The sequence below is a fragment of the Bacillus sp. ISL-35 genome (assembly GCF_018613355.1).
Lineage (GTDB): Bacteria > Bacillota > Bacilli > Bacillales > Cytobacillaceae > Mesobacillus.
Map to the genome: position 1 here is coordinate 174,113 of NZ_JAGGQK010000020.1, position 22,414 is coordinate 196,526.

The window sequence follows — 22,414 nt, forward strand, 5'->3', positions numbered from 1 at the left end:
ATTATTTTTTATTCTTGATAATATACCCATATGGGTATACTGAATTTAACGGGGGTATTTTAAAATGAACGAAATTACTGTCTACACTACTAACACATGTCCTTATTGCACAATGCTGAAGAATTTCCTTGATGATAAAGGGATTTCGTACAAAGAAGTGAATGTCCAGCAAGATCCGATCGCAGCGCAAAGGTTGGTAAATGCAACTGGACAAATGGGAGTGCCACAGTCCAATGTCAACGGAAACTGGGTACTGGGATTTGATCCAAATTCAATCATGTCACTCCTGAAATAAAAAAAGTAAAAGGGATTCCAATGATCTGGAATCCCTTTTTTTAATCCTCAAATATGCTGATCGATTTACAGATGAATTGGATAAACTAAAAATCGATAGGTTTAATAAGTGTTAAATTGGGTAAATACAATGGGGTTTCCCTAACTGATTTAGAATAAAATTGGTCCTAAGCCAATTATACAGAGATAAAGGAGTTAAAAACTGATGGGGTATGAGTATAAGTATGAAATCAAAGGTATTGATTTTGGATGGGATATAGAATCAGGTAGATTCATTTTTGAAGGTGATGATGCAGTCCTTTTCTGGATCTCTTCCGCTATGAAAACCTTTTTCGATACAATTGAAGAAATTTCAGGTGAGGAAGCTTCCAATCTTGTGTTCGAATCCACAGGATTCCGCCAGGGTCTTGTGGTTGGCCAATATTTTGAAAAGATGAAAGAAGTCAGTGTGGCAGAAGCGGCAGAGATGATTACCAATACATATGCTTCAGCAGGCTGGGGCCTCACAATCATCAAAGACCTGGATTTTGAGACAAGAACATTTACCGCTTTTATGAAGGACAGCTGGGAACATAAAGTCAATGTCGCCCAGGGAAAGAAAAAGGGAGGCAGCTTCCTGCCCGCACATTATGCAGGTGTGTTTTCCGGTTTATTTGGAACGAATATCTGGTATGAAATCAAACAGCATCAACTTGAAGGGCATGAATATAGTATAATTGAATATTTTCCGTCTGATGTGACCATTGCTGATAATATCCATCAACTGGCCCGCAATAAAGAATCTGAACAAATCAAGAAGCTTGAAACCCTGGTCGAGGAGAAAACAGCTGAATTAAAAGATTTGGTCCATCAGCTCTCTTCCCCGATCATCCCTGTCCTCGAAGGAATCGTTGTTGTCCCGTTGATTGGGAAATATGATGAAGAAAGGGCAGACCAGCTGATTGTGAAGACATTGAATCATCTTCCGTCCTATAAAGCAAGTTATCTTGTCCTTGATTTAACAGGATTGGATCAGGAAATCGGACCGCATGCCGTCAGTCTCATTGAGAAAATCGGATCAGCTGCCAGGCTCATCGGTACAAAGACAATTCTCGTCGGCATTTCGTCCGCGCTGGGAATCGAAATTACACAGTCCAACATCAATCTCGCAAAATTCGATTGCTTCCAGACCCTGCAGCATGGAATTCACTATGCTATTGGACAGATGGGACGCAAAATCATATAGTTGTTGGAACAGGAAATTAAAAAGCAGAGCCGTTATTTCGGCTCTGCTTCTTTTAGTTGACCCCCAGTTTCCGGACGGGCAAATGCCACTTATATGTGTAGGAAAGGACGCGAAGGGCAGTGATGACAACAAATAGGCCATAAAGTTCGACTGCTTTATCCGCCATGCCCAGTCCAATGACAAGGCCGGCAAGTACGGCCCATACCGCGTAGATTTCAGCTTTCAGAACCAGCGGTTTTCTGCCTGCCAGGAGATCGCGGAGCATTCCACCGCCGCTTCCGGTCAATACAGCTGCTACAATTACTGCACTCAATGGGTGGCCCATATTGGAGGCATAGATCGCTCCCTGGATCGCGAAGGCCGCAAGCCCTATCGCATCGAAGAAATTGCCCCATCGCTGCCAGTGTTTTAAAAGATTGCGGGGAAACAGGAATACAATGGTGATTGAAAGCAACGCCAAATTAAAGAATATTCCCTGATCCCAAATCGCCGAAACCGGAACCCCGATGAGGAGATTGCGGATTGCTCCGCCTCCAAATGCTGTCACGATCCCTAATATATAAACTCCGAAGATGTCGTATTCCTCTTCCATCGCAATGATAGCTCCGCTGATTGCGAATGCTACTGTTCCGATCATGCTAAGAACTTCCCATGTCATCCTGTTTTTCTCCTCTTGTTCAAATGGTGTCTTAATACTAAAATATGAAAATGCAAACATATTGATTTTATCATGTCTGTTCCAATTTACAATGTATTTCTCCGCTGTTTTCAAAATTTTTATTTGATGATTTATTTTGGTATGATGTCTTTAGCTATATAAGGAGAGAAGGGTGCTATGTGGAACAGGATAATGTATTCGAAAAAGTCATTCTTGTAGGCTGCCAGACGACGGAGGAAGATGATCTTCGTTTTCAATACTCCATGGAGGAGCTTGAATCGCTTACCGAAACCGCGAAGGGAAATGTCCTGATGCAGGTTGTCCAAAAGCGTCCCAAGATCCATCCTGCTACATACATAGGAAAAGGCAAGGTAGAAGAACTACAGGCGCTCGTAGACGAACTCGAGCCAGACCTGATCATATTCAATGATGAGCTTTCGCCCAGCCAGAACCGGAACTTGTCAGCTGGCTTGAATGCCAGGATCATCGACCGGACGCAGCTGATTCTCGACATATTCGCGCAAAGGGCGAGGTCGAAGGAAGGGAAGCTCCAGGTTGAGCTTGCCCAGCTACAGTACCTGCTCCCGCGCCTTGGCGGACAGGGTATTGAAATGTCACGGCTCGGTGCCGGTATCGGTACTAGAGGGCCTGGTGAAACCAAACTGGAATCTGACCGCCGCCATATCCGCAGACGGATTGATGATATCAAAAGTCAGCTGTCAGTCATCGTCCAGCATCGGGACCGTTACAGGGAAAGAAGGAAAAAGAACAAAGCATTCCAGATTGCACTTGTCGGCTACACGAACGCCGGGAAATCAACATTGTTCAATCGATTGACTGAAGCTGATTCATTCGAGGAAAACCAACTATTTGCAACGCTGGATCCAATGACAAGGAAGGCGATTTTGCCAAGCGGTTTTACAGCGCTGCTGACAGACACGGTCGGATTTATCCAGGACTTGCCGACAACCCTGATTGCCGCGTTCCGTTCCACTCTTGAGGAGGTCCGTGAAGCGGATTTGCTCCTTCATGTTGTCGACATGTCGAATGAGGATTATTTTTCCCATGAACAGACTGTCAACAAACTGCTGGAGGATCTGGAAGTCCATCAGATTCCCCAGATTACCGTGTACAATAAACGGGATATCGCCCATCAGGATTTCGTGCCAAACGCCCAGAACGAGACGGCATTTATAAGTGCGTTCAGTGAGGAAGACCGAAGAAACTTGCTTCTGAAGATTGAACAGACAATCATAGGCATGATGGAGCCTTTCCATGTACTGGTACCATCTGATGAGGGGAAACTGCTGGCTCAGCTGAAAAATGAGACCATTCTCCGTGAACTTGCTTTTGACGAAGAAAAACAAGGATATGTTTGCAGAGGCTTCTCTTTGACTGACCATCAAATAACCGGTCAGCTAAAGCGATTTTCACTTTAAAATGAGTTATGAGATAGGAGAGCAACATGTTTACACAATTGAAGAACGGGCAATTGCTGCAGCCGCTGGTTAGTGAGGTAGAGCAGCAAATTGCCGGTGTGCACAAGAAAATAGAAGAACAAATCGACACCAATCAATTCAGGGTGCTGCAAAGCTTTCAGAAACATCGAGTAAGTGATTCACATTTCATTCCGACAACTGGATACGGCTATGATGATGCAGGGCGCGAAACACTCGAAAAGATTTATGCAGAGGTGTTGGGTGCTGAAGCGGGACTTGTCCGCCCGCAAATCATATCAGGAACCCACGCAATCTCTATTGCGTTGTTTGGGATCCTGCGTCCTGGAGACGAGCTTTTGTACATCACTGGAAAGCCTTATGATACCCTAGAAGAAATTGTAGGTATACGCGGAACAGGAAATGGTTCGTTAAAAGAATTCGGTATCTCCTATAATACGGTCAACCTTACCGAAAAAGGAGAGGTAGACTGGGATGCGATAAAAAAGGCAATCAAGCCTGAAACGAAAATGATTGGCATTCAGCGCTCGAAAGGTTATGCAACGAGGCCCTCGTTCACTGTTGAACAAATTGGCGAAATGATCAGGTTTGTGAAGGAAATCAAATCGGATGTCATCGTTTTCGTTGATAATTGCTATGGGGAATTCGTGGAAGAGCTGGAGCCCTGCCATGTCGGAGCTGACTTGATGGCAGGTTCATTAATCAAGAATCCTGGAGGTGGAATTGCCAAGACTGGAGGATACATCGTTGGCAAAACACAATACGTAGAGTCCTGCTCCTACCGGATGACTTCTCCGGGAATCGGTGCTGAAGCAGGAGCTTCCCTGTATTCTTTACAGGAAATGTACCAGGGTTTTTTCATGGCACCCCATATTGTCGCCCAGGCACTGAAGGGAGCAGTTTTCACGGCAGCGATGCTTGACCGCTTAGGAATGAATTCTTCCCCGAAATGGGACACGGAGCGTACAGATTTGATTCAGTCTGTCCAATTCGATGACCGCGACAAAATGGTTGCCTTTTGCCAGGCTATTCAGTATGCATCCCCAATCAATTCATATGTAACTGCCCATCCGGCCTACATGCCTGGTTATGAAGATGATGTCATTATGGCTGCTGGTACATTCATCCAGGGCGCAAGCATTGAACTGACTGCGGATGGACCAATCAGGCCGCCGTATGTAGCGTATGTACAGGGGGGCTTGACTTATTCCCATGTGAAGATGGCTGTTCTCATCGCGGTCGATTCTTTAATTGAAAAAGGTTTAATCTCATTAAAATAGGTAAATATACAACAGGACGCTTGCTAAATTGGTCCTGTTGTTTTTTTATGATTTTTCATGTCAGATAATCTAACATATGTTTGACAACATACCTTACATTGAATATAATGAGATTATCTTAAGAGGGAAGGAGGAGAAATCATAATGGGCGGAAGTGAAATTCGCCGGAATATGCCGCTTTTCAGCATCGGGATTGTCATGCAGTTGACAGATTTGACTGCCAGGCAAATCCGTTACTATGAAGAGCATGAATTGATTTCTCCGGCTAGAACCGAAGGAAACAAACGCCTCTTTTCCTTGAACGATATAGACAAACTCTTAGAAATCAAAGATTTGATTGACCAGGGTGTCAACATGGCAGGCATCAAGAAGATATTTAATGTAAAACAAGAGGCAGACATGAGTGCTGCTGAAAAGAAACAAGCAGAAAAAACGAGACGGGATCTTTCCGATGCAGATTTAAGAAAATTGCTTCGCAAAGAACTGCTCCAGGCAGGTCGCTTCAACCGCTCAACAGACCGAGGCGACATGTCAAGATTCTTTCACTAATGCACTATTGATAAAGTTTAAATTTTAGGAGGAAATCCAGTATGGCTAAGACGTATTCAAGAGAAGATATTATCCGTTTATCAAAAGAAGAAAATGTAAAATTCATTCGTTTGCAGTTCACCGACATTTTAGGAACAATCAAGAACGTTGAAATTCCAATCAGCCAGCTTGAAAAAGCACTTGATAATAAAATGATGTTTGACGGATCTTCAATTGAAGGTTTCGTTCGAATCGAAGAGTCTGATATGTATCTGATTCCTGATCTGGACACATGGGTTATTTTCCCTTGGACAGCAGAAAAGGGTAAAGTTGCCCGCTTGATCTGTGATATCAAAAATTCCGATGGCACACCATTCGCTGGTGACCCTCGCGGAAACCTAAAGCGAATCTTGAAAGAAATGGAAGAGCTGGGCTTCACCAACTTCAACCTTGGACCAGAACCGGAATTCTTCCTGTTCAAGCTTGATGCAAATGGCGAGCCAACACTTGAATTGAATGATAATGGCGGATACTTTGACCTTGCACCGACTGACCTTGGTGAAAACTGCCGCCGCGATATCGTGCTCGAGCTAGAGGAAATGGGCTTTGAAATCGAAGCATCACACCATGAGGTTGCTCCTGGACAGCATGAAATCGACTTTAAATATGCAGATGCACTAACTGCTTGTGACCAAATCCAAACTTTCAAGCTTGTTGTAAAAACAATCGCACGTAAACATGGATTGCATGCGACATTCATGCCAAAACCATTGTTCGGGGTGAACGGATCAGGAATGCACTGCAATATGTCATTGTTCAACAACGGCGAAAACTCATTCTATGATCCATCCGATGAAAAACTTGAACTAAGCGAAACGGCTTACCAGTTCATCGCAGGTACATTGAAGCACGCATCTGGCTTCACAGCTGTAACTAACCCGACAGTAAACTCATATAAGCGCCTTGTTCCTGGCTATGAAGCACCTTGCTATGTAGCTTGGTCTGCTAAGAACCGCTCACCATTGATCCGTATTCCGGCATCACGCGGTCTGAGTACACGTGTCGAGGTCCGCAGTGTTGACCCGGCTGCTAACCCGTATCTTGCTATGGCAGTATTGCTGGCTGCAGGACTTGATGGAATCAAGAAAAAGATGGCTCCTCCTGCATCAGTTGACCGCAACATCTACGTGATGAACAAAGAAGAGCGTGTAGAAGAAGGGATCGACGATCTGCCGCCAACACTTGCAGCTGCACTTGACCAGCTGAAGAAGGATGAAGTAATCAGCGCTGCACTTGGCGAACACATCCTTGAACATTTCATTGAAGCGAAAGAAATCGAATGGGATATGTTCCGCACCCAGGTTCACCCTTGGGAACGCGAGCAGTATATGAGCATGTATTAAAAGAATTAGCCCTTGATACCAATGGTATTGAGGGTTTTTCTTTTTAGGGAGAATTCCTATTGGAGGATAAAATGGCCCAAATTTGCCACAGAATTAAAAAAGATCTTTCGTCCACTTTCATACTTTTCAATTGCTTCCTGCTTCCTCTTCTTCGATACATGAGCGTATACATCTTAGGTTATTAGTTCACTTCCTTCGCCGGTTATTCCTGCAGTTTCTTCATGCTATGCCTGTCTCCAGACATGGAGATAACGTCGGCTTTGAAGTTTTTATTGATATTAAATAGAATAATCTAGGGGAATAAAGTAAGTTTGAAAAGGGACGAAAATATTATGTCCTTAATGCCTTAATTAAAGAAGTGAGCTAAAGGAGAAAAAAAACCAGGCTAATAAAGCCTGGTAGAAATCATTTAATGCTCTTTTTTACAATCCAACCCTTAACTAAGTAATGCCTGGAAGCATTGAATTGCCAAATCCATGTATCACTGTGCACAATATCAAAATTTTTTAGCATATCTTCTGTAATTCTTCCTGCTATTACGAGTCCGGAGTTCTCGAATTCTTGCTGATTCGTTGGAGTTAGCATATCTTTTGGTTCTTTAATGAGGGTACCTATTTTACTGCTTTCATATGATTCACCTACTGACCATACGTATTGCTCCGATGTAATCAATGCAAGCGAATCAGTATTTTCATCTAGCAAATTATAAATTTGCATTACATGGTTTTCGGTTGCCTTATTAGCAAATTCTGTACATTGCTTCATAAGCTTTTTTGTCAATATCCCTCTAGAACGTGTCTCTGTGATAAGAAGGAGAGGTGTGGCGAGTTGGGATGATACTGTAGATGATATAACAAATTGGAATTTCTCTTGCAAAGGACTTTTTGGAAGAATAGCATCATCTTTTAATAACTTTTCTAATATTGAATTTGCTTTATATTGGTCGTTATCTTTAATTATAGCTAGGATATATTGTTTCGTATAACTTCTATCCGCATTGGTAAGGTCTTTAACAACATTTTTTACTTTTAATTGTGTTTCCATAGGCAGTGATTTTTTTGTTTCTTGTAATGAATCTTTATCAATATCTAAAAGAATAGTTGATTGAAACCTGTCAGTAATCTTTGTAAGTGGTAAATCTTGTCCTGTACCGATACCTAGAATAATAGCATTTCTTTGGTCAGGTAATAAAGATAAAGATTTATCGCAAAGAAAATCTAACTGTTTTTTATGGTCTTTCCAATAAAGAGAGGTTTCTTTTGCATCGTTGTTAATTGAGTTATAAAAACTACTAATTATTTCCTTGCTCAATGATTCGCACCTACTTTTATATTCTTAGATTGTATAATACTACAACTTATTATAGAAATCACTAGGGGACTAAGGTTTCGAATTAAATTCTACTATTGAATAGTATGTACGACTTATCAATATCAAACTTATAATCAAGAATATAAATAGGATGAGCTAAGGTGGGTCAATTTGTATGGACCTTGTAGTATCTTTTGATGAAAATTGGATACTAATTACATGATTAAAACATTCGGTTACGGAGCAGACAGCAAGCAATGTAAAACTGCTCCATCTTTTTAGAAAACTATTTATGCAGGCACTTACAATAAAAGTAATTTGATGATAAATACTATCGGTTGACCCACTGTTAATCGGGTAAACAGGACAGCGTGAAGGAAATTTGAGGAGGACAAATAATTATGACGAACCGAATGATTCTTATAGGAAAATTAACCAAGGATCCAGAATAAAGTTTGCGTCATAGTCGAGTTGTGTTCACTACCTTCACGGTAAAACCATTCTCCCTAATTACTGTTCAAGTAGTAAGTGGGAGAACTGCCATCGTTTGTGATTACCTCTGTGAAGTGTTTGAAAAAAGTAAAAGGGAGCTGAAGAATAATGCTGAATTTTCTAGTTTCTAATATTAAATATCACTTATGCAGAGGGCCAATTGGAGAGCGTCGAGGTACACTTCTATGTACAAGATGAAAAGAGAAACCTGTTCGATGTGAATAGCTATATTCCGTTTACTGCTGAAGAATACGCTGGCAATGATTTAGGTACATCCTTAACCGGATAAGAAAGGGAGAGTATTTCAAATAGATTACTTCAAACAGATGCCGTAAAGGACTTTTTATTTAGTTTATAGAATATGTATTCTCCCAGCTTTTCTAATGATATTATGGTAAAAAAAGTGAATAAAGGTGGAGGAAAGATGTTGTACACTGAATTTATTAACAGAATTGTAAAGTCGCCTGCACAAAGAAAAGAATTAGAGGAAGACATGGGTAAACTGGAAGTCCACGCTTTAAATCTTTTGAAAGATATGGATGTGTGCCGTTTTATAATTAAAAACTGGTTCGGTAAATTTGATCATTTTTTAATTGGACCTTTATTTGATGTAGATTCAGTAATTGATACAGTTAATTATTATTTAGAGGACAAGAAAGTTGAACCTGATCCTAATTTTAAAGGGAAAGGCGCACTTGCATTTGTAAAAAGTATGGAATTAACAATAAATAAAGATGAGGGAGCAATAAAATTAAGTGATGAATTTAGAAGCTGGGATAAAGAAGTTAAAGAATTTTTGATTTACACATATGTTAAAGCTTTTTGTGACTTTAAAACATCAGAATCAATGTTAATAATTGAACCAAAAGAAACAATTGAACAACCTAAAACCTTTGAAGAGAAAGCAATAGAGACTTTAGGATTGGCTGTTTTAGGGAATGTAACTGGAGTACCAGGTATTGGCTTAATGAAAAAAGTAGATAATTGGTCAGAAAAAATCAGACAGAAAAAGATATATAATGAACGCATGTCAGATGTTGATATAAACTTTTTTGATGAGATTCTTAAACAAGAAAAATTCCAACGATTAAAAAGTTTAATGATAAAGAGAGTTCAAGAAAATCTATAGTAAACAAAAGGAGCTAACTTAGCTCCTTTTTATCTGGTTAATCTAGGTAATCTGAGCACTGTCCTACAACTGCCCCAGTAAATGAGAGAAAAGAAGGCGACAGGTGCAATTATTTCTTTTCGTAAATCGTCATTCCATACATTTAGGATTCGTTTTGAAACCAACTATAGCAGTAGAATCCGTACACAGGTTCATCTTTGGGAACACGAGCAGTATATGAGCAACAATTCCTGTGATAGCAGATTCAGATTAAATAGAAGTATTTGCATGTAAATCCAAATGATCGTCAAATGCCATAAGCTAACAATAAATGATCACTAGCTTTTATCATTTTTTTCACATTAATCACTAAATCCCCGCAAATCACTCCTTTTTCAACCAGTTGGATAAAATCACTCGCCAAAAATTAAAATTTTCAGAAAAATAATTGACTTTTTCCTATTTACACGTTATCTTTGTTTTAAAATATATAACACATTTATTGCGTTACGGTAATATAACGTTATATAAATAAAATTTTATGTAATACAGGGGGCGGAATCTTGATCTTACATGAAATCGAAACGAAAAGCCGTGAGTTTATCGAAGAAATTCAGTTGCAAAGGCTTAAGTCAGTAGTCGAAAAAGTAGCTCAGAGAGTACCCTTTTACCAGAAGAAATTTGAAAAAGCCAATTTTTCTCCTGAAATGTTGAACAGTCTGCAAGATTTGGAAGCGCTTCCTTTCACCGATAAGCAAGATCTGCGTGACCATTATCCATTCGGATTATTCGCTGTTTCCCAGAGTGAACTGGTAAGGGTTCACGCCTCTTCTGGAACAAGCGGAAAGCCGACAGTTGTAGGCTATACCCAAAATGATATTGACATGTGGGGAGAAATTGTCGCAAGGGCAATCGCTCTGGCAGGCGGTGAACCAGGGAAGTTCCTCCATAACGCCTATGGATACGGCCTTTTTACCGGGGGCCTCGGGCTACATTATGGAAGTGAAAAGCTGGGAATGGTGACTGTGCCCGTATCTGGAGGCAATACCCAGAGACAAATCATGCTGATTGAAGATTTTAAACCGGAAGTCATATGCGGAACTCCTTCATACATTCTAAACATTGCTGAGACGATGGAAGAAATGGGCAAGGATCCACGCAATACTTCGCTGAAATATGGAATCTTTGGTGCTGAGCCCTGGTCGGAAGAAATGAGGAAAACACTGGAAGAGAAGTTGGGAATCAAAGCATGTGATATTTATGGGCTTAGTGAAGTAATCGGGCCGGGTGTTGCAAATGAGTGCCATGAAGCACAGGCAGGACTCCATGTCGCAGAAGATCATTTTTATGTAGAAGTCATAGACCCGCAAACATTAAAACCTGTACCTGATGGGGAAGAAGGGGAACTGGTCTTCACAAGCCTGACAAAGGAAGCATTTCCAGTGATCCGTTACCGTACAGGAGATATCGCGTCGGTGACAAGGGAAAAATGCAGCTGTGGCAGGACAACAGTAAGAATGTCGCGCGTCAAGGGCAGAATCGACGACATGCTCATCATCAATGGTGTCAATGTCTTCCCTTCACAAATAGAACACTGCATGCTGACAGTCCCGGAACTTGCTCCTCATTACCAGATTCAAATTTTACAGAAGCGGACGTTAAAGGTTCTGGAACTGCATGTTGAGATGAATGAGGAATACTTCTCCCTGATTGGTGAGGATCCGATTTCCGATATGGTTTATCAGCTCGAGCAAAGGATTCAATCGCTGCTTAAAAGCCAGTGCCTGATTTCGATGGAGGTGCGTGTCCATCGTCCAAAAACAATCCCTCGTTCTGAAGGGAAAGCAGTCCGGATCATCGATAAAACAAAGGAACCAATTGGAACGGAATCATAAGGAGGTAAAACAGCATGGAAAATACACTTTCCTTCGACCAGTTGACGGAAGAAGAGAAATATCAGCATTTTATGAAGCGGATCGAAGCTGGAGAAAAAATCGAGGCGGATGACTGGATGCCGCAGGACTATCGAATGACGCTGATCAAGCTGATTTCAATGCATGGCATCAGTGAAATTATGGGGGCGCTGCCGGAAAAGGAATGGGTGCCCAAAGCTCCTTCGTTAAAAAGAAAGCTTGGAATCATGGCAAAGGTCCAGGATGAAATGGGACACGGCCAGCTGCTGTTAAGGGTGGCGGAAGATTTGATGAAGCCTCTTGGAAAATCGAGAGAGAATATCATCGAAGACTTGCTTTCCGGTGATTTAAAATTTCACAATGTCTTTCATATGGAAGCGAAGACCTGGGGAGATGCCGGTTTGATCGGATGGCTTGTTGACGGAGCGGCGATCATCACACAGACGAATATGCTTGATGCTTCTTATGGCCCATATGCTAGAGCATTGAAACGCATATGTGCTGAGGAAGTTTTCCACGCCCAGCATGGAGAGGCGATCATCATGGCCCTTGCTGAAGGAACAGAAGAGCAAAAAGCGATGATCCAGGATTCGATTGACCGCTGGTGGGAAGCGCTGTTAATGTTCTTTGGACCCGGGGATGCAACGACAACTGGAACTTCAAAACAGGATACGACAATCAAATACAGGATCAGGACCAAAACAAACGAAGACCTGCGCCAGGATTTTTTCACAAAATATATCCCGAGGGTCCTTTCGCTTGGCCTGAAGCTGCCTGATGAAACCATGCATTTTGACCAGGAGTCGGGCATGTGGCAATACAAGCAGCCGGATTGGAGCAAGTTCAAGCAAATCATCAAGAACAACGGGCCAAAATCAAAAGAACGTCTCAGATTAAGGGAGATTTCCTACAGCAACAATAAATGGGTAATCGACGCGTTAAGCGCTCAAGCATAAAACAAATGGGGCAGATGCATCTGCCCTCTGACTTCAAGGGAAAGGGGATGAATTCATGTCTGGGAAAGGATTTTACCAGGAGTTTGAAGTATTCAGCAAGCGGACGGATACATCGCCGATGCAATATCAGTTCTCATTGCTCGCTCCGAACCATGAGCTAGCGCTGGTGATGGCACAGGAAAACTTTATGCGCCGAGAACCGGTTGCCGATATTTGGGTGGTAAAACGGGATGATGTAAGGAAGATGTCGCTAGAGGAACGGCAAACATTGCAAAGGCTTGATAATAAAGACTACCGCAATACAAAAGGCTATGGCTATTTGAAAAAGAAATGGCGTCATTACGAGCAGGAGATGCTTGATGAAAAAGAAATACTGTCTTGGGGAGGGAAGGGGACATGAGATATGAACTTGAAGATGTTCAAAAAGATAATGCTTACTGTGGCGCTGTTCATGAGCTCCTGTTCCAGCTGGCCGATGACGATTTCATCCTTGCCTATCGTGGCTCGGAGTGGCTGGGCCTCGCCCCCCACATCGAGGAAGATGTCGCGTTTTCATCCATCAGCCAGGATACGATGGGGCACGCCGCGATGTTCTACCAGCTTCTAAGTGATTTGGGAGCAGGTGACCCTGACAGGCTTGCCCATGCGAGACCGGCAGCTGAACGAAAGAATGCGGTCTTGCTGGAAAAGGTGAATGGTCCTGGAACCTATTTGACAGAGCCACACTATGACTGGGCATTCGCGGTCGTCAGGAACTTTTTTTACGCACAGGCCAAGAAAGTGAAGATTGAATCATTGAAGAACTCTTCGTACCAGCCACTGGCCGAGGCAGCTGTCAAGATCAATATGGAGCTATACTATCATTTATTGCACTGGAAGACCTGGTTTTCGCAGCTTGTCAGTGCAGGAGGCGAAGCAAGGTCAAGGATGGAAGCTGCAATGGAAAAGGTGTTTGAAGAGCTTGATGGCTTGTTTTCGTTCGGAGCAAAAGGTGAAGAGTTTTCGAAACATAGCTTGATAGATTCTGAGGCAGCACTGAAGACCAGATGGGTCCAAGTGTTGACACCATTGTTTGAGTCATTGAACCTTGGTATGCCGGAGAAATTCGGGATGAAGAGCGGAAATGGGCGGAATGGCGAACATACAGCAGATTTGCAGACAGCTCTTGATACATTGGGTGAGGTTTATAACTTTGATCCGGCAGCAAGCTGGTGATGACGGATGCTGAGAGATAAAGTTTACGAGGCACTGCAAACTGTTAAGGATCCTGAAATCGATAGTGTTTCGATTATCGAGCTTGGTATGGTAGAAGAGCTCCAAGTCCTGCCGGATGCCATTCTGATCAAGCTTTTGCCGACATTCATGGGGTGCCCGGCGCTTGATATCATCAAAAACAATGTTGTCAAAGCAGTTTCGGCGATCGACGGAGTCGATAAGGTAGAAGTGGAATTCATTTTCCATCCGCCATGGACCTCTGATCGGGTTAGCGAAGCTGGCAGGGAAAAGCTTAAGGAATTCGGCATCGCCCCGCCGCCGAGGCATATTGCGGACACTGGCGAGTGGCAGGCGGACTGCCCATATTGCGGTTCGACTTATACAACCATGGATAACCTCTTTGGACCGACAGCATGCCGCAGTATACTCTACTGCAAGTCTTGCAAAAATCCATTTGAGGCAATGAAACCGGTATCAACATTGATGTGACCTAAAATGTCAGATCAATTGATTAATAGCTTCAAGAATCTGCGCATATATTCACTTTGGTGTTAAAACATTTATTTTTTCAAAAGGGAGAGATTATTAATGGTAAAACTAATCGCAATCTACAAGCATCCACAGGACAAAGAGGCATTTGATAAGCATTATTTTGAAACGCATGCACCGCTGACTGCCAAAATCCCGGGCCTTCGCAAAATGGACGTAACCCGCATCGTCGGCAGCCCAATGGGTGGGGAAGGCAAATATTATCTAATGTGCGAAATGTACTATGACGATCATGAAGCGTTGAAGGCTGGCATGAAATCAGCAGAAGGAAAGGCGTCCGGAAAGGATGTCATGAGCTTTGCAGGTGATCTGGTCACGATGATGATCGGTGAAGAAGTGAATGAATAAAAACTATGAACTGATTGAAACGTCTGTCAAAGGGGAAGTTGGCCTGATTGAGCTTAACCGCCCCAACGTTCTTAATGCCCTGAACAGGCAAATGGTTTCAGAGGTTCTTTCCGCGATGGAAGCTTACGACAATGATCCAAAAATAAAAGTCATTGTCCTCGCAGGAAAAGGAAGGGCGTTTGCAGCTGGTGCAGATATCGACGAAATGATGGATGCCGATGCCATCAGCATGGAAACATTGAATCAGTTCACGGACTGGGATCGATTAGCCTGGATCAAGAAGCCAGTCATCGGGGCTGTCCACGGATTTGCGCTTGGCGGGGCATTCGAACTGGCGCTCTGCTGCGATATGCTGTTTGCTGCAGGGAATGCAGAATTCGGATTCCCGGAAGTGAACCTGGGTGTCATGCCCGGAGCCGGGGGAACACAGCGTCTGACCAAGCTTGTCGGCAAAACGAAAGCAATGGAATGGATCCTCAGCGGCAAGCGGATTAGTGCAAAAGAAGCTTTGCATTACGGAATCATCAATTCAACCTTTGCCGAGGAAGTATTGATGGAGGAAACGCTAAAATTCGCGCAGACCATTGCAAAGCAGGCACCTATCGCCGTCAGGCTGATCAAGGAATCAGTCTTAAAGGCAGTGGATTATTCTCTTTACGAAGGCATGCAATATGAGCGCAAAAATTTCTATATGCTTTTTGCCACTGAAGACCAGAAGGAAGGCATGAGGGCTTTTAAAGAAAAGCGGAAGCCGGAATTCAAGGGAAGATAAGGGGGTACATAGCTGTGTTTGAAACCGTTTTGTATGAAGTGCGGAACAAGGTAGCCTACATCACCCTGAACCGACCTGATAAATTGAATGCCTTCACCAAGCAGCTGAATAAGGAAATCCAGACAGCAATCAAGACTGCCTCCCGCGATAAAGAGGTAAGGGCACTGGTCATTACGGGTGCAGGCCGGGCATTTTGCTCCGGGGAGGACCTGGCAGGTGTATCCGATGAAATGGATCATGGAGAAGTGCTTCGCAAACGCTATAATCCAATGCTGATGGAACTTGACCGTTGTGAAAAACCGGTGATTGCAGCAGTCAATGGTGTCGCAGCAGGTGCTGGAATGAGCCTTGCGCTCGCCTGTGATTTCCGCATTGCTTCAGAAAAAACTAGTTTTGTAGAGGCATTTATCCATGTCGGCCTCGTGCCTGATGCAGGCAACCTTTATTACCTGCCGCGTCTGATAGGTCATGCAAAAGCAATGGAACTGGCTGTTTTTGGTGAGAAGGTTCCTGCTGAAAAGGCAAAGGAACTAGGTCTGGTAACTGAAGTTTATCCATTGGATAACTGGAATGAAAATGTTGCCGCTTTTGCAGAAAGACTCGCCAAAATGCCAACGAAGGCAATTGGTCTGATCAAAAGGAATCTGAAAGCCAGCTGGCATTCAAGCTTTGAAGAATATCTTGAAAGAGATGCCCAGAGCCAGCGGATTGCAGGACAGACAGCTGACCATAAGGAAGGCGTACAGGCGTTCATGGAAAAAAGAAAACCCGTTTTCAAAGGTGAATAAACCATCAATCTACTAAAAGGAGATGTTACGCGTGACAACAGTAAAAGAACAAAAATTCGAACCAATGGCGGTAAAACGCGAGACATATCAGCTGATTATCAATGGGGGTCGCCAGGACAGCGCGAATGGAGAAACATATAAAGTATATAATCCTGCTACTGGTGAAGAAATCGCAACCGTTGCCAAAGCTTCCAAAGAAGATGCAGAGCTTGCCGTCCAGGCAGCAAGAAATGCATTCGATTTCGGAAAATGGCGCCATTTTCCTGTCAACAAGCGTTCACGGACACTTAATAAAATTGCATCAATCATGCGCTCCCGTTTTAATGAATTAGTAGAATTGGAGATTCTTGATACTGGTAAATCTCTTGCTGCCGCACAGGGACAGGTAATGCAGGCTATTGAAGACTTCGAGTTTTACGCAGGTGCGATCGTCAGCCACCGCGGCGCTGTCAACAGCATGCCTGGTGCATTCCAGAATATTACGGAAAAAGAACCGGTTGGTGTTTGTGCCCAGATCATTCCTTGGAATTATCCATTGATGATGGCGGCATGGAAGGTTGCTCCGGCTATTGCTGTCGGCTGCTCGGTAATTATTAAGCCAGCTTCCCTGACACCTTTGACAGCAATCGTTCTTGGTGAAATCTGCATCGAAGCTGGTGTTCCAGAAGGTGTAGTGAACGTCATTCCAGGTTCTGGCTCTGTCGTCGGAAACTATCTCGTCGAACACGATAAAGTTGACAAGGTTGCATTCACAGGCTCAACGCCAATCGGGAAGGATATCATGGCAAGAGCTTCCCAGACTCTTAAGCGCGTAACACTTGAGCTTGGCGGAAAATCACCAAGCATTGTTTTCAATGATGCTGATATTGATGCTGCAGTAGACGGTTCACTGTTCGGAATCTTCTATAATACTGGCCAATCATGTGAAGCCCGTTCACGTTTATATGTCCATGAAGACGTATACGATGAATTCATCGAGAAATTCGTCGCTAAAACAAAGCAGCTAAAGCTTGGCAATCCTTTCGATAAAGAAACACATGTCGGAGCTGTGATCAGTGAAGACCAGCTGAATGTAATCGATGGGTATGTGAAATCAGCTGTTGAAGATGGTGCAGAAGTTTTGACTGGAGGAAAGGCTGCCAATCTGGAAGGCTATGAAAATGGCTACTGGTATGAGCCTACCATCATTGCAGAAACAAACCACAGCATGAAAGCTGTTAAAGAAGAAATCTTCGGACCGGTTGTAGTCGTCATGAAGTTCAAGGACGAAAAAGAAGCAGTCAAACTGGCCAATGATAGTGAATATGGTCTTGGTTCTGCAATCTGGACGAAGGATTACGGCAGAGCGACTAGGGTTTCCAAACAGATCCAGGCTGGAATCGTGATGGTCAACTGTCCATTCTCGGCATTCCCTGGCACACCGTTCGGAGGCTACAAGCAATCTGGTTTCGGACGCGAACTTTGCATTGAAACACTTGATTTATATACAGAAACAAAGAGTATCGTCTCTTACTACGGCAGCCGCCCGCTAAACCCGTTCAACGTATAAAAAATGAGGCGAGCACTCCTCGAACCGGGTGCTCGCCTTTCAGTTTTTTATAAAAAGGAGGATATCCATGAAAAAACTAGTCATAATCGGTTCAGGTGTAATGGGCAGAGGCATTGCCTACGTCAGCTGCCTGGGCGGATTCGATACCGTACTTATAGATGTTGATGAAAAACAACTTTACAAGGCGGAACAGGAAATCAACAGCATTTTTGAAAAAGGGATTTCCCGCGGTAAAGTTAGCGCAGACGATGCAGAATCTGCAAAATCCAGATTATCGTATTCCAACTTTCTCGCTGAGAACGTGAAGGATGCAGATCTAATAATTGAAGCTGTCCCGGAAAAAATCGATATCAAAAAGACGATTTTTGAAGTGATTGACCAGCACGCACCGGCAAACTGCCTGTTTGCATCCAATACATCGACAATGAGCCCTACGGAAATTGCCTCTTTTACAAAGCGTCCTGAAAAGGTCATCGCCATGCATTTCTTCAACCCGGTCCATAAAATGCCGCTCGTTGAAATCATCCGCGGTCTGGAAACGAGTGATGAAACGGCACAAGCAATCCAGCAGGCCGCTATCCAAATGGGCAAGGAAACGGTTATTGTCAATGAATTCCCCGGTTTCGTGACCAGCCGGATCAGTGCGCTTGTCGGGAACGAAGCATTTTATATGCTGCAGGAAGGATTGGGCACTCCTGAGGATATCGATAAGGCGATCAAGCTGGGACTGAATTATCCAATGGGACCATTTGAACTGGGGGATCTTGTAGGTCTGGATACACGCCTGAATAATTTAAAATACCTTCATGAGAAACTCGGGGAAAAATACCGTCCGGCACCATTGCTTGAGCAATATGTAAAAGCCGGCCGCCTCGGCAGGAAAACTGGGCGCGGTGTGTATGATTACCGAGAATCAGTGACGACGAAATAGAGGAGGATGAGAATGAGAGAAGTTGTGATTGTAGATGCCGTCAGGACACCGATTGGTAGATACAACGGAAGCCTCCGTTATATCCGTCCGGATGATTTAGGTGCAATTGTCATTAAGGCATTGGTCGAGCGCAATCCAGACGTGCCTGCCGCTGGAATTGAAGAAGTTGTACTGGGCAATGCCAACCAGGCTGGTGAGGATAACCGGAACGTTGCGAGGATGTCAGGTCTATTGGCCGGTCTGCCTGTGGAGGTTGCCGGAACAACGATCAACCGTTTATGCGGTTCCGGACTGGATGCAGTCAACTATGCGGCAAGGGCGATCCTTGCTGGGGAAGGCGATATCTTCATTGCCGGGGGAACGGAAAGCATGACAAGGGCCCCGTTTGTGATGGCAAAGCCTGAAAAAGAGTTTCCGCGCGGCAATATGGAGATGTTTGATACCACCATTGGCTGGCGTTTCGTCAACAGCAAGCTAAAGGAGATGTACGGAACGGACAGCATGCCGGAGACTGCGGAAAATGTTGCAAAAAAATATAGCATCACACGGGAAGCCCAGGACGAATTTGCAGCAGAAAGCCAGCTTCGCGCCCAAAAGGCAATGGAAGCAGGGAAGTTTGAAAATGAAATTGTCCCTGTTGTGTATGAAGATAAAAAAGGCAATAAAACAGTAATTGACACAGATGAACATCCGCGGCCAGGGACGACAATCGAGAAATTGTCAAAGCTAAAGCCATTGTTCAAGGATGGTACTGTAACAGCCGGGAATGCTTCCGGTGTGAATGACGGTGCGTCTGCACTGCTGCTTATGAGCCACGAAAAGGCAGAAGAGCTGGGGCTGAAGCCGCTGGCCAAATATGTTGTGTCAGCAACTGCAGGCCTTGAACCGTCCATCATGGGGATGGGACCGGTTTACGCAGTCCAGAAAGCATTGAAGCGAGCGAAATTGTCTGTTGATGAAATTGATCTGATCGAACTGAACGAAGCATTCGCTGCCCAATCCCTCGGCTGCATCCAGGAGCTGGGACTTGACCAGTCTAAGGTCAACGTCAATGGCGGGGCAATCGCATTTGGCCATCCGCTAGGGGCAAGCGGTGCACGAATTTTGACGACCCTGTTATATGAAATGAAAAAACGGGATTCCAGGTACGGACTAGCGACGATGTGTGTCGGCGTTGGCCAGGGAATCGCGACAATTATCGAGAATATAGGAGAGAAATAAATGAACAACATCAAATTCCAAAAAGAACAGCATATCGCATATGTCACGATTGACCGTCCGGAATCATTGAATTGCTTCAATTATGAAACACTGGTGGAGCTTGGCGACCTGGTAGACAGACTGCATACAGATTCGGATGTAAGAGTGGTCATTTTTACAGGCGCTGGGGAGAAAGCATTTAGTGCCGGGGCAGATTTAAAGGAGAGAAAGCATCTGACCGAGGCGGAAGTGCGCCGTAACGTGAAAAAAATCCGTGATGTGTTCAGCGCGGTTGCCGAGCTGCCGCAGCCGACCATTGCTGCTGTTAACGGATTCGCTTTTGGCGGAGGATTTGAATTGATGCTGGCCTGTGATTTTAAAATTTCAGCAGATAGCGCCTTAATGGGAATGACAGAGGTGAGCTGGGGGATCATTCCAGGCGCAGGCGGTACACAGCGTCTGTCAAGGCTGATTGGAGAGATGAAGGCGAAGGAATTGATTTTAACAGCCAGGAAAATCTCCGCTGAGAACGCTTATGAGCTGGGGATTCTTACCGCTGTAACTTCTAAAGAGGAAGTCATGACTGCCTGCAAGGAGCTGGCGGAGGAAATCCTCCAGAATGCACCGATTGCGGTGAGGCAGGCGAAGTATGCGATCCAGCATGGAAGCAGCACGGACCTGCAAACTGGTCTCGCCATCGAATCGAAAGCATACGAGGTAACAATTCCAACAAAAGACCGTGTTGAAGCATTGAACGCATTCAGTGAAAAACGCAAACCTGTTTTCACTGCGCAATAATCCATAGGGAGAAATCCCTATGGTTTTTTCGCATTTAAGCACATTATTTTTGCAAAATAATGATTATACTGTAAAATGTTTTATAACGGTTTTATAACGAATATCAAAAACGAATGAGGATGACAGAGGATTGAATACACGATCAATGATTTTCACCCTTTACGGTGACTATATTACCCACTATGGCAGCAAGATTTGGATTGGCAGTCTGATCAGGCTGCTGAATGAATTTGGACATAATGACCAGTCGGTGAGGGCTGCAATTTCACGCATGAATAAGCAGGGATGGGTGCAGGCTGAGAAAATCGGGAACAAAAGCTATTACTCGCTGACACCCCGCGGCCAGAAAAGGATTGCCGAAGCAGGTAAGCGTATTTTCAAATTGAAGCCAGAAGAATGGGATGGCAAATGGAGAATCCTCATGTATACGATTCCCGAGGAAATCCGCAACGTCCGTGACGAGCTGCGCAAGGAACTGATCTGGAGCGGCTTCGGTTCGATGTCGAACAGCTTCTGGATCTCGGCCAATAATCTTGAAAGACAGGTCAAGGATTTGATTGAGAAATACGAAATTGAACAATATGTCGATTTCTTCGTTGCCGAATATAAAGGCCCGCATGAAAACCAGCGCCTGGTGGAAAAAAGCTGGGACCTTGTTGAAATAAACGCAAAGTACCAACAATTTATCAGTGAATACAGCCAAAAATACATCATCGATAAAAACAAGATTCAAAAAGGCAGCATGACCGACGCTGAATGCTTCGTTGAACGGACGAAGCTAGTCCATGAATACAGGAAATTCCTCTTCTTCGACCCGGGCCTTCCTGAAGAACTCCTGCCGGAAAAATGGCTCGGAAGCCATGCAGCAGCTTTGTTCAGTGAATACTACAAGGAACTAGCCGAACCAGCATCCCGCTTCTTTGAATCCGTTTTTAAAGACGGCAATGAAATCAAGCATAAAGACGTTGACTATAATGTCATGGACCACCCGTATATATTAGAGTAGCATCAAGCCATCCTCGACCATCCTGGATGGCTTTCTTTTATCTGAGGAAAATAAAAAGCAGCCCCGAGTTCGGACAGGTTTAGTGGGAGAAGGAGAAAAGCTGTCCGAGGTAGCCCCGGGTTCGGACAGGTTTAGAGGGAGAACGAGAAAAGCTGTCTGAAGTAGCCCCGAGTTCGGACAGGTTTAGAGGAAGAAGGAGAAAAGCTGTCTGAAGTAGCCCTGAGTTCGGACAGCTTTTGGAAGGAAAAGCGAAAAGTTGTCCGAAGTACTCCCAAGTTCGGACAGGTTTAGAGGAAGAAGGAGAAAAGCTGTCCGAAGTAGCCCCAAGTTCGGACAGGTTTAGAGGAAGAAGGCGAAAAGTTGTCCGAAGTAGCCCCGAGTTCGGACAGGTTTAGGGGAAGAAGGCGAAAAGTTGTCCGAAGTAGACCTGAGTTCGGACAGCTTTTGGAAGGAAAAGCGAAAAGTTGTCCGAAGTACTCCCAAGTTCGGACAGGTTTAGGGGAAGAAGGAGAAAAGCTGTCCGAAGTAGCCCCAAGTTCGGACAGGTTTAGAGGAAGAAGGAGAAAAGTTGTCCGAAGTAGCCCCAAGTTCGGACAGGTTTAGAGGAAGCAGGATTAAGCCCATATAATTGTG

Annotated in this window: 23 protein-coding genes; 21 read left to right on the plus strand and 2 right to left on the minus strand. The window is 44.0% G+C overall.

From position 1 onward, the window contains the following. Positions 1-64: 64 nt before the first annotated feature. Both J7E38_RS21055 and J7E38_RS21060 read left to right on the plus strand, forming a co-directional pair. Positions 65-295 (plus strand): glutaredoxin family protein, encoded by a 231-nt coding sequence (locus J7E38_RS21055; protein ID WP_214704231.1) that lies wholly within the window; start codon positions 65-67, stop codon positions 293-295. 204 nt (positions 296-499) lie between these two features. Continuing rightward, positions 500-1,519: an STAS domain-containing protein gene (locus J7E38_RS21060; RefSeq protein ID WP_214704233.1), complete on the plus strand. Its 1,020-nt coding sequence runs from the start codon at positions 500-502 to the stop codon at positions 1,517-1,519. Positions 1,520-1,571: 52 nt separating this feature from the next. Here J7E38_RS21060 and J7E38_RS21065 read toward each other — a convergent pair whose 3' ends face one another. Continuing rightward, positions 1,572-2,177, minus strand: a complete 606-nt coding sequence (locus J7E38_RS21065) for a trimeric intracellular cation channel family protein (RefSeq protein ID WP_214704235.1) — start codon at positions 2,175-2,177, stop codon at positions 1,572-1,574. A gap of 179 nt (positions 2,178-2,356) precedes the next feature. Between J7E38_RS21065 and hflX the strand changes: the two genes are divergently transcribed. The 4 genes from hflX to glnA all read left to right on the plus strand — a co-directional run bounded on the left by hflX (position 2,357) and on the right by glnA (position 6,845). Next, a complete protein-coding gene (gene hflX, locus J7E38_RS21070) occupies positions 2,357-3,616 on the plus strand; it encodes a GTPase HflX (protein WP_214704240.1) in 1,260 nt (419 codons plus the stop codon). A 26-nt stretch (positions 3,617-3,642) separates the two neighbouring features. Next, entirely contained in the window at positions 3,643-4,914 is a 1,272-nt protein-coding gene (locus J7E38_RS21075; protein ID WP_214704241.1) for a methionine gamma-lyase family protein, read from the plus strand. A gap of 144 nt (positions 4,915-5,058) precedes the next feature. Beyond that, positions 5,059-5,463, plus strand: a complete 405-nt coding sequence (locus J7E38_RS21080) for a MerR family transcriptional regulator (protein WP_214704243.1) — start codon at positions 5,059-5,061, stop codon at positions 5,461-5,463. Positions 5,464-5,504: 41 nt separating this feature from the next. After that, positions 5,505-6,845, plus strand: a complete 1,341-nt coding sequence (gene glnA, locus J7E38_RS21085; protein ID WP_214704246.1) for a type I glutamate--ammonia ligase — start codon at positions 5,505-5,507, stop codon at positions 6,843-6,845. A 405-nt stretch (positions 6,846-7,250) separates the two neighbouring features. Here the strand turns inward: glnA and J7E38_RS21090 are convergent, their stop codons facing one another. Next, complete coding sequence (locus J7E38_RS21090; RefSeq protein ID WP_214704247.1) at positions 7,251-8,156, minus strand: hypothetical protein; 906 nt, start codon at positions 8,154-8,156, stop codon at positions 7,251-7,253. Positions 8,157-8,808: 652 nt separating this feature from the next. Between J7E38_RS21090 and J7E38_RS24220 the strand changes: the two genes are divergently transcribed. The 15 genes from J7E38_RS24220 to paaX all read left to right on the plus strand — a co-directional run bounded on the left by J7E38_RS24220 (position 8,809) and on the right by paaX (position 21,781). Next, the gene (locus J7E38_RS24220) at positions 8,809-8,937 is read left to right on the plus strand and encodes a hypothetical protein (RefSeq protein WP_285291762.1); all 129 of its coding nucleotides are present in this window, start codon (positions 8,809-8,811) and stop codon (positions 8,935-8,937) included. A gap of 135 nt (positions 8,938-9,072) precedes the next feature. After that, the gene (locus J7E38_RS21095) at positions 9,073-9,777 is read left to right on the plus strand and encodes a hypothetical protein (protein ID WP_214704249.1); all 705 of its coding nucleotides are present in this window, start codon (positions 9,073-9,075) and stop codon (positions 9,775-9,777) included. A gap of 542 nt (positions 9,778-10,319) precedes the next feature. Further along, positions 10,320-11,651 carry a phenylacetate--CoA ligase family protein gene (locus tag J7E38_RS21100; RefSeq protein ID WP_215038892.1) on the plus strand — a complete coding sequence of 444 codons (1,332 nt, stop codon included), beginning with the start codon at positions 10,320-10,322 and terminating at the stop codon, positions 11,649-11,651. Positions 11,652-11,665: 14 nt separating this feature from the next. Continuing rightward, a complete protein-coding gene (gene paaA, locus J7E38_RS21105) occupies positions 11,666-12,625 on the plus strand; it encodes a 1,2-phenylacetyl-CoA epoxidase subunit PaaA (RefSeq protein ID WP_214704252.1) in 960 nt (319 codons plus the stop codon). A 55-nt stretch (positions 12,626-12,680) separates the two neighbouring features. Beyond that, on the plus strand, positions 12,681-13,025 hold the full coding sequence (gene paaB / locus J7E38_RS21110) for a 1,2-phenylacetyl-CoA epoxidase subunit PaaB (protein WP_214704253.1): 345 nt from the start codon (positions 12,681-12,683) through the stop codon (positions 13,023-13,025). After that, positions 13,022-13,840 carry a 1,2-phenylacetyl-CoA epoxidase subunit PaaC gene (paaC, locus tag J7E38_RS21115; protein WP_214704255.1) on the plus strand — a complete coding sequence of 273 codons (819 nt, stop codon included), beginning with the start codon at positions 13,022-13,024 and terminating at the stop codon, positions 13,838-13,840. Before paaB ends, paaC begins: the two co-directional genes overlap by 4 nt. 6 nt (positions 13,841-13,846) lie before the next feature. Then, on the plus strand, positions 13,847-14,329 hold the full coding sequence (paaD, locus tag J7E38_RS21120) for a 1,2-phenylacetyl-CoA epoxidase subunit PaaD (RefSeq protein ID WP_214704266.1): 483 nt from the start codon (positions 13,847-13,849) through the stop codon (positions 14,327-14,329). Positions 14,330-14,428: 99 nt separating this feature from the next. Next, on the plus strand, positions 14,429-14,737 hold the full coding sequence (locus tag J7E38_RS21125) for an EthD family reductase (protein WP_214704267.1): 309 nt from the start codon (positions 14,429-14,431) through the stop codon (positions 14,735-14,737). Continuing rightward, positions 14,730-15,509 carry an enoyl-CoA hydratase-related protein gene (locus J7E38_RS21130; RefSeq protein ID WP_214704269.1) on the plus strand — a complete coding sequence of 260 codons (780 nt, stop codon included), beginning with the start codon at positions 14,730-14,732 and terminating at the stop codon, positions 15,507-15,509. The genes J7E38_RS21125 and J7E38_RS21130 overlap by 8 nt, the downstream gene beginning before the upstream one ends. Positions 15,510-15,523: 14 nt before the next feature. Beyond that, positions 15,524-16,297, plus strand: a complete 774-nt coding sequence (locus tag J7E38_RS21135; protein WP_214704271.1) for an enoyl-CoA hydratase-related protein — start codon at positions 15,524-15,526, stop codon at positions 16,295-16,297. 31 nt (positions 16,298-16,328) lie between these two features. After that, positions 16,329-17,846, plus strand: a complete 1,518-nt coding sequence (locus J7E38_RS21140; RefSeq protein WP_214704272.1) for an aldehyde dehydrogenase family protein — start codon at positions 16,329-16,331, stop codon at positions 17,844-17,846. Positions 17,847-17,913: 67 nt separating this feature from the next. Beyond that, positions 17,914-18,777: a 3-hydroxyacyl-CoA dehydrogenase gene (locus J7E38_RS21145; protein ID WP_214704273.1), complete on the plus strand. Its 864-nt coding sequence runs from the start codon at positions 17,914-17,916 to the stop codon at positions 18,775-18,777. A gap of 12 nt (positions 18,778-18,789) precedes the next feature. Next, on the plus strand, positions 18,790-19,998 hold the full coding sequence (pcaF, locus tag J7E38_RS21150; protein ID WP_214704274.1) for a 3-oxoadipyl-CoA thiolase: 1,209 nt from the start codon (positions 18,790-18,792) through the stop codon (positions 19,996-19,998). Continuing rightward, a complete protein-coding gene (locus tag J7E38_RS21155; RefSeq protein WP_214704275.1) occupies positions 19,999-20,775 on the plus strand; it encodes an enoyl-CoA hydratase-related protein in 777 nt (258 codons plus the stop codon). A 130-nt stretch (positions 20,776-20,905) separates the two neighbouring features. Further along, positions 20,906-21,781, plus strand: a complete 876-nt coding sequence (gene paaX, locus J7E38_RS21160) for a phenylacetic acid degradation operon negative regulatory protein PaaX (RefSeq protein WP_214704278.1) — start codon at positions 20,906-20,908, stop codon at positions 21,779-21,781. Positions 21,782-22,414: the final 633 nt, after the last annotated feature.

Excerpts from the sequence above, each read along its gene's own strand:
- J7E38_RS21155 (WP_214704275.1), top strand. The coding sequence starts at position 19,999 with ATGAACAACATCAAATTCCAAAAAGAACAGCATATCGCATATGTCACG.
- J7E38_RS21055 (WP_214704231.1), top strand. The coding sequence starts at position 65 with ATGAACGAAATTACTGTCTACACTACTAACACATGTCCTTATTGCACA.
- paaC (WP_214704255.1), top strand. The coding sequence starts at position 13,022 with ATGAGATATGAACTTGAAGATGTTCAAAAAGATAATGCTTACTGTGGC.
- paaB (WP_214704253.1), top strand. The coding sequence starts at position 12,681 with ATGTCTGGGAAAGGATTTTACCAGGAGTTTGAAGTATTCAGCAAGCGG.
- J7E38_RS21060 (WP_214704233.1), top strand. The coding sequence starts at position 500 with ATGGGGTATGAGTATAAGTATGAAATCAAAGGTATTGATTTTGGATGG.
- J7E38_RS21080 (WP_214704243.1), top strand. The coding sequence starts at position 5,059 with ATGGGCGGAAGTGAAATTCGCCGGAATATGCCGCTTTTCAGCATCGGG.
- pcaF (WP_214704274.1), top strand. The coding sequence starts at position 18,790 with ATGAGAGAAGTTGTGATTGTAGATGCCGTCAGGACACCGATTGGTAGA.
- J7E38_RS21145 (WP_214704273.1), top strand. The coding sequence starts at position 17,914 with ATGAAAAAACTAGTCATAATCGGTTCAGGTGTAATGGGCAGAGGCATT.
- J7E38_RS21095 (WP_214704249.1), top strand. The coding sequence starts at position 9,073 with ATGTTGTACACTGAATTTATTAACAGAATTGTAAAGTCGCCTGCACAA.
- J7E38_RS21130 (WP_214704269.1), top strand. The coding sequence starts at position 14,730 with ATGAATAAAAACTATGAACTGATTGAAACGTCTGTCAAAGGGGAAGTT.
- glnA (WP_214704246.1), top strand. The coding sequence starts at position 5,505 with ATGGCTAAGACGTATTCAAGAGAAGATATTATCCGTTTATCAAAAGAA.
- paaD (WP_214704266.1), top strand. The coding sequence starts at position 13,847 with ATGCTGAGAGATAAAGTTTACGAGGCACTGCAAACTGTTAAGGATCCT.
- J7E38_RS21125 (WP_214704267.1), top strand. The coding sequence starts at position 14,429 with ATGGTAAAACTAATCGCAATCTACAAGCATCCACAGGACAAAGAGGCA.
- paaA (WP_214704252.1), top strand. The coding sequence starts at position 11,666 with ATGGAAAATACACTTTCCTTCGACCAGTTGACGGAAGAAGAGAAATAT.
- J7E38_RS21065 (WP_214704235.1), bottom strand. The coding sequence starts at position 2,177 with ATGACATGGGAAGTTCTTAGCATGATCGGAACAGTAGCATTCGCAATC.
- J7E38_RS21075 (WP_214704241.1), top strand. The coding sequence starts at position 3,643 with ATGTTTACACAATTGAAGAACGGGCAATTGCTGCAGCCGCTGGTTAGT.